Raw genomic sequence first — 10,136 nt, 5'->3', positions numbered from 1 at the left:
TGCGACGTACACGCTGGCGCTGTTGCAGCCGTTGCTGCATCACGCGGTGGATGCGGCAGACGATGTTGAGACGGATACCATCCCGTTCACGGTGAACGTGGTGGTTGAGGACAACGACGGCAGTTCGGCGAACACCAGCTTCACGGTGATGGTTGACGACGATACGCCTGTTTCCGGCATCTTCAATGAGCTGACTGTCACCTACAATCCGTTGGATCCGCCGCAACAAGGTGATCCTTTGTTGTCTGATTCTGATGTCAATGCACTGTTCTCCGCCGGTGCTGATGGACTCGGTGGCATCAGTATTACGGGGCCTGATCTGGGACCGGATTTCACCTACTCGCAGGAAGGTAATACACTGTTCGGCCAAGCGGGTGGTGAGGACATATTCTCGCTGACGGTAAACCCGGACGGGACGTATAGCTTCGAGCTGCTCGCGCCCACGGCTGGGGAAAACGAGACCCAGGAACTCTCTGGTGCCCCCGATGCAGGTAGTCCCACGACGGGACTTACTTTCGGCGACTGGTTTGTAGACGCACCATTGGACTTGGGCTTCTCAATCGACAACACAGAGGTAAACCCAAGCACAGCTGGCCTTTCCGGAGACGGCAACGACTTCAAGGTCGGCGAGATGCTGCGGTTTGAGTATACGCCGGGAGACGATACAGATGCCTTCGACCCAACTGCCGGAGACCCGGATTCGCTCAACTTCGGCCTGAAGGCACCCCAGGGCGCCACCTTCACCGTGTACTTTTACCTTGGAAGCAATCTGGTCGGTGATCCGCTTGAGGGCGTGTCTGGCACCCAGGCCGATGGCCTCAATCTGGATATCGCATCGGTGGCAGGGCCTTTCGACACCATTATTCTTGAACCTACCGAAGCCCCCTCTGCGCTCAAGATCACCTCCATCTCCTCGGTCGATCTGTATGCACCGGTGGACGAGACGATCACTTTCAATGTGTCATTGACCGATGGCGACGGCGACGTTGTCACCGCGGATATCGACGTGACCATCGATCAGCAGGTTCAAGAAGGGGCCATTGCGAGCACGACGACGCAACTGTTTACCACGAGCAACTCTGGATCAGGTGGGAAAGAAGCACCTGTCGATACCTCACAGGGTGATACGTTAATTGCCACTGGAGATGATGACGTCTTCGAATTCACCCTGGCCGAACACGGCGGTGACGGTACAGATGTCACCATCTCGGGCTTCGGTGAGTCCGGCAGTGATTCTCTTGACCTGCGTGACCTGTTGGTCGGCGAGGACGCGGAAGGGGCTGATCTTACCAGCTACCTGAATGTGACCTTCGACGGTGCCAATACAGTCATCGAGGTGAGTTCAAGCGGTGCATTCAAGGGTAATGCCAGTGATGCCAACCTGGTCGACCAGACCATCACCCTTGAGGGTGTGGACCTGGTAGGAACGGACGAACTGTCCACTGTTATCCAGAACATGCTGGATAGCGGCCAGTTAACTACCGACTGAGGCCTTTAAACACGATATGATCAATCCCTGCCATCGCAAGCTGGCGGGGATTTTTTTTGGAGGTAGGGAATGCCTTATATAAAACGGGATGAACAGGGTAGGGTGATCGCCATGAGCGCGGTCTCCGGCGACGGATTTACGGAGCAGGTTGCGGGCGACTCCCCCGAACTGGCCGATTTTCTCGCCAGTCAGCAGGCAGCCAACTCACTGGATGCCACCGACCAGGACTTTGTCCGGGTGCTGGAAGACGTGGTGGAGCTGCTGATCGACAAGGGTGTGATTCTGTTTACCGAACTACCCGACTCTGCCCAGGAGAAGATTATGCGCAGGCAGAAGTTGCGTAGTGAGATGACAGGGAAGCTGGATTTGATTGGGGATGACTAAGTTCAAATCTGGGATGCCCAGCCTGAGCCCTGGATAATATGGCTAAAATGTACTCAGGCAGATTGTCGCAACTTTTGATATTCCTGTATCGATTCCAGCTCACTGGCCTCGGTCTTTGCCGCACGATAAAGGTCCCAGCGAGCCTGTAGATTCATCCAATATTCGGAAGACGTGCCTAGAAAGCGCGACAAGCGAAGCGCGGTGCTCGGCGTAATACCACGTTTTTGATTAACCAACTCATTGATTCGTTGGTAGGGTACGTGAATGGCGTTGGCCAGTTGTCGCTGGGTGATATTCAACGGCTCGAGAAATTCCTCGGTCAGCATTTCCCCAGGATGGGTTGGATTTCTATCAGTCGGTATTCGCACCATAATTCACCCCCGGTGGTAATCGGTAATTTCGACTTCTTGCGGGCCTGTTTCTGTCCAGCGAAAACACAGCCGGTACTGGCTGTTGATTCTGATGCTGTGTTGTCCTGCTCTCCGGCCCTTGAGTGGCTTCAATCGGTTGCCCGGTGGAACGCGTAAGTCGTCCAGTGATTCTGCTGAGTCCAGCTGGTCCAGTTTTCTTACTGCCAGTGACCAAAGCGCCCGAGGCAATGTCCGCCTGGCAGCATTGGTTTTGCGTCCGTTAAAAATATCTTCGGTAGCGGAGTTTTTAAATGAAGTTATCACGGTAGCACGGATACCATGTTATCGCAATTGCGGCCCTGTGCTCAGTACGTCTGCCTACAGTGGAGAGGAGGACCGTTTTACGCTATCCGAAATACGGTGACAGAGTTGGGCGGTAGAGGCTACTTTTTAGATAAGCCATTTCTGGCCGGGGGGGCGTGGCGCTGTGTGGGCAGCACGGGGAATCTGGATTTGATTGGGGATGATTGAGGGGGCCTTCGAAATTCCCTGAATCCCGCCTTCAAGGTGAATTGCGCTGTAAGCGCAAGAGAAGGCACCCTGGGGTGTGCGGGGATGACGATAAGTTGCTTATAGTGACGACTAGGGATTCTACAAAGACCTGCCTGATCATTCGGGTAAAGAAATACCAGGCCCCGTCGCACCATCCGCACCCAGCTCCTGCAGAGTGGCCCATTCTTCGTTGGTACGCACACCCTCGGCGTAAACCTTCACCCCGATGGAGTGGCCCACTGTGCACAGGGTGCGCAGTAAGGTCTGGTTGGCCACGTTGTTGTCGATATCGCGGACAAAACTGGCATCGATTTTGAGGAAGTCCACGCCGATATCGCTGATATTACCCAGGTCCGACAGCTGGTGCCCAACGTGTTCGATACCAATCTTGCAGCCGCTGGCCGTCACCCGTTTGCACAGGTGCTTGAAATTCTCCAGATGGCGGAAGGCCATGGCCTCCGGTACTTCCAGCCACAGGTTCTTGGCCGCCTCTTTCTTGCTGGTGAGCCGTTCGCCAATCCAGCTGAGATAACCGGGTTCCACCACCGAGGCTACCGACAGGTTGACCGCTGTGGGGTAGCCGGTGGTCTCTATCGCCCGCAGCGCCAGGTCGACCACTTCCTTGTCCAGTTCCAGGGACATCTGCAGCCGGTTTACCCAGGGCAGGAACTGGCCGGCGGAGAGCTTGTCGCCCTGCCAGTTCAGCCGGGCAGGGGCCTCATAGTGCACCAGCTCCTGGTTCAGTCCGATCACGGGGAAGTAGTCCAGCGTAAAATTGTGTTTGCGGAACGATTCCACCAGCACACCGCGCCAATGGTCCATTTGCTGGCGCACCGGCTGCATCTGGATATCGCCGTCGTAGGCGATACTGATGGCGGATTCGCCCTCCCGCTCGTTGGAGAGCAGGGCGCCGTCAAGGCGGGTCATGATCGAGCCGATGGTGTCACCGTGCTTGTAGATCGTGGTTGCCGCCGGCAGCAGTACGCCCTTGTCCATGCTGTGGTTTTCCAGTACCGCGCGGATACTGCCCTGCATTTGCTCCGCCGCTTCCCTGGGATCCATGGCCCTGGGGGCGAGAATGGCAAAATCCGAGCCGTTGAGACGAGAGGCCGCCCAGCGGCTGTGCTGCATGACGATACGGTTCAGTTCCTTGCCGATTTCGTGCAGCACCGCATCCATATTGGCGCGGCCATAGAGCTGGTTCATCTGTGCCAGGCCGGCAAGGCGAACAAGACTGAGGCTGCCAGTGGCGTTGACATCATCACTCTCCAGCGCCGCCTCGATGGATTTCATAAAGGGTTCGCGATTATTGAGCCCCGTGACCTTGTCCACATGGGCGTCGCGCTGCCATTTTTGCAGGCGTTTGGCCTCGGAACTGAGTACCTGCTTGATGCGCCCGGACATCTCATTCATGGCGCTCACCACCTGCCTGAACTCCAGGGTGCTGGGCTCGGGAATGGTGATAAACCGGCGATTGCCAATGGCCTGGGCCTGCTCTACCACGTCATCCAGTGGCTTGAGGATGCGTTTGAGGACCTGGCCCCCGACAAAACCGGAAACAATCATCGCCGCCAGGAAGATGAGCAGCAGCAGCTGGGTACTTTGCCACAGCCGTTCGTAGGCGAATTTGGAATGACTGCGCAGGGTCAGGGTGCCGACCTGCTGCCAGCCTTCCTGCACATTGGCGACGCCGTCTTCCGCGTTGATGGGAAACAGGGACATAAACCATCCGGGGGCGCCGGTGGCGGGCTGGTTGTCCTGGCGCAGTATCATCAGTTTGCCGTCCGGCGCGCGCAGCTCGATCAATTCGTAAAAGCCGGTGTCGAACTGGGCTGACAGGGTCAGCTCCAACAGCACCTCGTCGGCGCCCTGTTGCGTCAGCGACAGGGCCAGCGCGGCGGCATTGTCGGCATTTTTCATCGATATCTGCTGCTGCAGATAAGACTTGGCAGAGAGCGTGGTCACCAGGAAGCTGCCGCTGAATACGATCAGCAGCAGTCCGATGATGGCTAACCAGAGTTTCTTGTGTAGTGACATATCAGGCTCCGTTGCTCATGGCGTTTACCCCAGACCTTCGTTTGCGGCCCGCTGCAGCACGTCTCTCCAGCGGGAGAGTTTAGCACCGGGATTGTTGGTGGCCGGGGTGGCCGCGCCGCCCACCCAGAGTCCGCGGCTGTTAAAGCCGTACACCGGGGTGAGGTCTGTGCGCTTGCTGGCGGGATAAATATCGGTAATCAGGTTGTCGAGAATGTCGGGTACGGCGGAGGGCTCGGGATAGTAGGCCAGCACCATATGCGCCGCGTGAATCGTGCTGTCGGGTCCACCTATCTGCGCTTTGACGTAGGTGATACGCAGCTTGTTGATGTCCATGCCGGCCAGCACCAGCATGGCGTACTTGGCAATCGCGAAGTCTTCACAGTCACCCATGCCTTTGCCCATGGTCTCCAGCGGGGTCGCCCAGTAGTCCTTCTGGCCCCAGGCCTCCGGGTCCTGTACCCAGCGAATCCGCTGGTTGAAAAACTTGTTGGCGGTGTCCAGTTTGAGTTCGTCCGGCTGACTGCGCATGGTTTCGATGGTGGCATACCATTCGTCCACCAGGCTGGCGGTGTCCTGGCCATAGCGCTGCAGGGCCAGGGCGCGCATCCGGTCGAGGTCCAGCTGGCCCCAGACCAGGGTGGCGAAAAAGAGGAACGCGGCAGCCGCGGCGCAGATCTGCCTGAAAAAAATGTGTCCCTGCCCCCAGCGGTTAAACATTCTCATTTGCTTTTTGGTATTTCTCCGCAGCCTGCGACAACCAGCTGGACGAATGGCAATATTAGACTACTTTGTTACTAGCTGGGGGCGGATTTATACCAAATGGGGCATATACCTGACTGGAAGTGTGACCCGGTTCATAGTTTTCTATAAGAAAACGTGGATCAGGCACAGGTTCGCTTATAGTTAACGCTGTGGAAAATCCACCACAAGGAGCGTGAGAGCCGCCTTTGGCCCAGCGGAGGCGGATCGGGACAATTGCCATTAGGGATTAGCGTCATGAAACGAAAACAATTCAAGTTGACCGCAGTTGCGGTCGCAATCGGGGCGGCAGCCGCGTCGGTGTTTGGCCAGAGCCAGGTGCCGGTGGGCATGGATACGGTTACGGATTTTAAAACGGCGGTGACCCAGGGCGTACTGACCAGCCCCCGGGTCAATGCCGACTGGTATAACTTTGAGGCCACCCGGGAGGCAGAGCGCGGTGCCCGTGGCGGTTACCTGCCCAGCGTCGACCTTTACTCCGAGTGGGGCCGTGAAGAGCGGGATACCCCGCTCATCGACCTCGGCGACTACTCTCGCGATGCCACCCGCTTCAGCATCACCCAGATGTTGTTTGATGGCTTTGCCACCCGTGACCGGGTCGCCAGCCTGGGTTTCGCCAAGTTGTCTCGCTACTATGACTTCAAGCGTGCCTCTGAGGAAGTGGCTCTGGAGGCCGCCCAGGCCTACCTGGACACCGTGAAATACCAGAACCTGGTGAAGTTCGCCGAAGAAAACTACATCGTCCACAAGAACGTCTATGACAAAATCGCCGAGCGAACCGGCGGCGGTGTCAGCCAGGGGGTTGATCTCGAGCAGGCTTCGGCCCGTATTGCCCTGGCCGAGTCCAACCTGGTCACCGAGATTACCAATCTGCATGACGTCATGACCCGTTTCCACCGGATTGTTAACAGCATGCCGGGAGATGACCTGGCCCTGCCCACCCTGCCAACGGGCCAAATTCCTGAGTTACGGGAAAGAGCGTTGGAACTGGCCTTCCAGCGCAGCCCGGTGATCAATTCAGCTATTGAAAATCTGCGGTCCGCGCAGGAGTCCCTGAACGCCACCAACGCGCCGATGATGCCGCGTCTTGACCTGCGCTACCGCAACGAGGTGGAGCACGATACCGACGGTATTGACGGGCGCTTTGACGAGGAAGCCATCGAGGTGGTGGTTTCCTACAACCTGTTCCGCGGTGGTTCCGACAGCGCCCGCAAGCGGGAGTACTACAACCTGTACAACGCTGCCATTGAAGAGCGCAAGCAGGCCTGTTTGAACGTGCGCCAGGAAGTGACCATTGCGTTTAACAATGTGGAAGCACTGGAGCGCCAGGTCGAGGTGTTGCAGCGTAACCTGATTTCCCAGGACAAAACCCGCCGCGCCTATCGCGACCAGTTCGACATTGGCCAGCGTACCCTGCTGGACCTGTTGGACTCCCAGAATGAATACTTCGACACCCAGCGGGCCCACGCCAGCGCGGTGACTGACCTTGGCGTTGCCCAGGCCAAGACCCTGTCCAATATGGGACTGCTGCTGGCATCGCTGGAGATGGACGGCCTCAACGCCGACAAAATCGCTGAACTGGATCTGGACTTCAGCCGTGACAGCGACGATGAAAATGCCCAGGCGCTGTGCCCGCAGGGCCATCCCGTGCCGGCTGCCGTGGATCGTGATGCGTTGTTTGCCCGCCTGAATGCCACTGCCGATCCCGCTGCCGCTGCCGCTTCCGCCGCTGCGCTGGCGGGCCTGGCTGCGGGCAGTGATCGCTACCGTGCGGTCGGTGGCGATATGGTTTCGCTGGAAGTGGACGTGCAGTTCGAGTTCAATTCCTCGGTCATCTCATCCGCCTATGACGCTGAAATCGCCAGGGCGGCCGAGGTACTGCGGGAAAATGCCGGGGTGCGCGCCACGGTGGAAGGACACACCGATTCAAGCGGTGAAAACGCCTATAACCAGTGGTTGTCAGAGCGCCGGGCCAACGCGGTGCGGGATATGCTGATCAACGATCACGGTATTCCGGAAGAGCAACTGGTGGCTATCGGCCGCGGTGAGGATTACCCCATCGCCAGCAACGACACCGCCGAGGGCCGTGCCCAGAATCGCCGGGTCGAACTGGTGATGGACGTGGCCCAGTAGGCCAGGTCCACCATCCCGGCCCCCATGCCGTCATTCCCGGCCCCCATGCCGTCATTCCCGGCCCCCATGCCGTCATTCCCGGGCCCCACGCCGTCATTCCCGGGCCCCATGCCGTCATTCCCGGGCCCCACGCCGTCATTCCCGGGCCCCACGCCGTCATTCCCGGGCCCCACGCCGTCATTCCCGGGCCCCACGCCGTCATTCCCGGCCCCCACGCCGTCATTCCCGCGAAAGCGGGAATCCAGAGGGCGCCACTAGGCGCCCTTTGTCTCACTGACAAAACTCATCAATCGCAATCGCAAAGTTCAGGCTCTGCCCCTCGGCGATGGTGAACGTGGTCACCCCCACCAGATAGCCCGCCCGATCGAACAGCCCGCCCCCGGATGACCCGGAGGATATCGCCGCATCGGTCTGGATCAGCCTGAGTCCACTGCGGGTACGCTTCTGGCCGACAATGCCGCGGGACAGCGAGGTTTCCAGCCCCTTGGGATTGCCAATGGCCGCGACATCTTCGCCGATCTTTACTGCAGCGTGACTGCGCCCCCGGCGCACATAGGCCGGCAGGCTGTTGCCCACTTCCAGAATGCAGCGATCGCCCTGGCGGTCGGAGGCCTTGAGCCGGGCCGGGAGGTTCCAGCCTACCCGGCGCACGGCAATTTGCCGGGGGTTTTCTATCAAGTGGCAGTTGGTGATGAGCTCAGTGGGAGAAACCGCGACGGCGGACCCCTGTGACTGGTTTTTGCCGTTGCGCGAGTCAACCGTCCAGATGGCCTGGGCATTGGCCTCAAACACTTCACTCCAGGGTCGATCGACCCCGGAGTACTTCAGTTGACTGCAAATCTGGGCGCTCACGGGTGCCCAGGCCGGCCACCCGGGTAGATAGACAGCGGGCCGCCCGGTAGGTGCAGAGGTGGCGACAGGGGCGCCACGGGGCTTTTGGAAATTCAGGGCAGCCACGAAGTCGCGGCCCTTTGCAGGGTCGCGCCTGGCCTCGTCAACCACCTGCTTCTGGGCGGGGCTCATCAATACCAGCCGCTGGTCTACGAATTGCTTTCGCCTGCTCTCCTCGGAGTAGGTGGGGCTGGTGAAGTTGTCTTCGCTGCAGGAGCCCCACTGGGGGGTCTTTGCCAGCGCCAGGCCCTCCTGCCAGTAGTAGTAACCCAGGTTCCAGTTCTCGTGGTCCGGGCTGCCACCAAAATAGAGCTGGGAGAGGCTGAGCGTGGCCTGGCAGTGGTCTTCCCGGCTGCGGCCTTCGGCCCCGGCAATGCTGCGGTAGTAGCGCAGGGCATCACTGTGCAGGCCGCGGCGGTGCAGTTCCCGGGCGTAGGTCAGCTGCAGCGCAGCGTTGCCGTTGTTGACCGCCAGCCCCAGGTATTTGAAGGCCTTGTCCGCATTGCGGGGCACACCGGACTGGTCGGTGGCGTAGGCGCTGTAGAGGTAGGAACCGGCGTCGCGGAGCTTGGCCGGGTTGCTGCCCGCATCGGCGTACTTTTCCAGGGTGCTTACCAGCGCGGCCTGCTGGCCGGTACCGTTGTAATAGGAGGCGAGTGTGCCCAGGGCAGCGACATTGCCCACCGCGACCAGGCTTTCGCAGTTGCGGATTTCCCGCGCCTGCGCGGCGGCCAGCTCAGCGCCGGAAATGTCCCGACCATAGCGGGAACGCGCCTCGGTACTGCCCGGGTCCAGCGAGGTGATGGAGGCGGGGCAGGCGCCCTCGCGTATCTGCCGCGCCGTCGGCTCCCGGGTGTCGGTAGACGAGCAGGCTGACAGCAATGCAGGAATAAAGACCAGGAGAGATCGCAAGCGCATGGGACAGTAGTGTAAAGCGCTGCTGCTGGTTTTGTTAGTGAATTTCTGCCGCAGCCGCGGTGATCAGCAGACCATTCCCCGGGAAAGCCAAAGCCGGCGCCCTGTAAGATGGCGCCGAAGGCGTAACCCCGCTTTCAGGGGATGGGTACGAACACCAGCTGGGCGTGTGCCCGGCCCTGGGTGTTCCATTACCAGAAGTAGTCTTCCAGAGACGAGTCGAACAGCGGTACGCGGACGTCGCAGCTGCCGTCGAAGTTGAGGTCGTCGTAGGTGTCGAGGCAGATGGTGAGCAGCTCTGCCGTGTAGTCGCTGTACTTGGGCGCCTTGCGGCCCTCGCGCACCTTGATCACGTTCTCGGAGGAGCAGAGGATTTCCTCCAGCACGCCGTCACCGTCGAAATCACCCTCGTCCAGTTCTTCCGCGCAGCTGGTTACCCCGATGCCGCGTGTGCCCCGCACGTCTGGTCCCGGCATGTGTGCCCTTGAAATTACCGCGCCAAGTGAGGCAATAACTTCTGGTTATGAAGTTTAGACTTGATCATTCTTTAATCAAGTTATTCGAATAGAATAATTCTTTATAAAAATACATTCCCTATAGTTATTTCAAGAAAGAGGTTGGTAATT

General features: G+C 59.1%; 9 protein-coding genes. 3 read left to right on the top strand and 6 right to left on the bottom strand.

The window, feature by feature from the left end:
* Together E2F43_RS03185 and E2F43_RS03180 are read left to right on the top strand one after the other, a co-directional pair.
* Window positions 1-1,489: type I secretion C-terminal target domain-containing protein (locus E2F43_RS03185; RefSeq protein WP_165954175.1), on the top strand; the 1,489-nt coding region annotated here is incomplete at its 5' end.
* Window positions 1,490-1,558: 69 nt separating this feature from the next.
* Window positions 1,559-1,873 carry a tryptophan synthase subunit beta like protein gene (locus tag E2F43_RS03180; protein ID WP_133209466.1) on the top strand — a complete coding sequence of 105 codons (315 nt, stop codon included), beginning with the start codon at window positions 1,559-1,561 and terminating at the stop codon, window positions 1,871-1,873.
* Between the two features lie 53 nt (window positions 1,874-1,926).
* On the opposite strand, the gene E2F43_RS03175 is transcribed toward E2F43_RS03180, so the two are convergent.
* The 4 genes from E2F43_RS03175 to E2F43_RS03160 all read right to left on the bottom strand — a co-directional run bounded on the left by E2F43_RS03175 (window position 1,927) and on the right by E2F43_RS03160 (window position 5,535).
* Window positions 1,927-2,244, bottom strand: coding sequence for a HigA family addiction module antitoxin (locus tag E2F43_RS03175; protein WP_133209464.1), 318 nt, complete (start codon window positions 2,242-2,244; stop codon window positions 1,927-1,929).
* 3 nt (window positions 2,245-2,247) lie between these two features.
* The gene (locus E2F43_RS03170; protein WP_133209462.1) at window positions 2,248-2,547 is read right to left on the bottom strand and encodes a type II toxin-antitoxin system RelE/ParE family toxin; all 300 of its coding nucleotides are present in this window, start codon (window positions 2,545-2,547) and stop codon (window positions 2,248-2,250) included.
* A gap of 345 nt (window positions 2,548-2,892) precedes the next feature.
* Window positions 2,893-4,812, bottom strand: coding sequence for a bifunctional diguanylate cyclase/phosphodiesterase (locus tag E2F43_RS03165; RefSeq protein WP_133209460.1), 1,920 nt, complete (start codon window positions 4,810-4,812; stop codon window positions 2,893-2,895).
* Between the two features lie 24 nt (window positions 4,813-4,836).
* The gene (locus E2F43_RS03160; RefSeq protein WP_133209458.1) at window positions 4,837-5,535 is read right to left on the bottom strand and encodes a transglutaminase-like cysteine peptidase; all 699 of its coding nucleotides are present in this window, start codon (window positions 5,533-5,535) and stop codon (window positions 4,837-4,839) included.
* Between the two features lie 273 nt (window positions 5,536-5,808).
* On the opposite strand from E2F43_RS03160, the gene E2F43_RS03155 reads away from it, so the two are divergent.
* Window positions 5,809-7,704: a TolC family outer membrane protein gene (locus E2F43_RS03155; protein WP_133209456.1), complete on the top strand. Its 1,896-nt coding sequence runs from the start codon at window positions 5,809-5,811 to the stop codon at window positions 7,702-7,704.
* A 270-nt stretch (window positions 7,705-7,974) separates the two neighbouring features.
* Here the strand turns inward: E2F43_RS03155 and E2F43_RS03145 are convergent, their stop codons facing one another.
* Together E2F43_RS03145 and E2F43_RS03140 are read right to left on the bottom strand one after the other, a co-directional pair.
* Window positions 7,975-9,513 (bottom strand): S1C family serine protease, encoded by a 1,539-nt coding sequence (locus E2F43_RS03145; RefSeq protein ID WP_133209452.1) that lies wholly within the window; start codon window positions 9,511-9,513, stop codon window positions 7,975-7,977.
* A gap of 188 nt (window positions 9,514-9,701) precedes the next feature.
* Window positions 9,702-9,986, bottom strand: coding sequence for a hypothetical protein (locus tag E2F43_RS03140; protein WP_133209450.1), 285 nt, complete (start codon window positions 9,984-9,986; stop codon window positions 9,702-9,704).
* Between the last annotated feature and the right edge of the window lie 150 nt (window positions 9,987-10,136).

This window comes from Seongchinamella unica (assembly GCF_004354085.1).
GTDB lineage: Bacteria > Pseudomonadota > Gammaproteobacteria > Pseudomonadales > Halieaceae > Halioglobus > Halioglobus unicus.
Note: the sequence above shows the minus strand (reverse complement) of the source record. Positions and strands in the feature narration are given on the sequence as shown.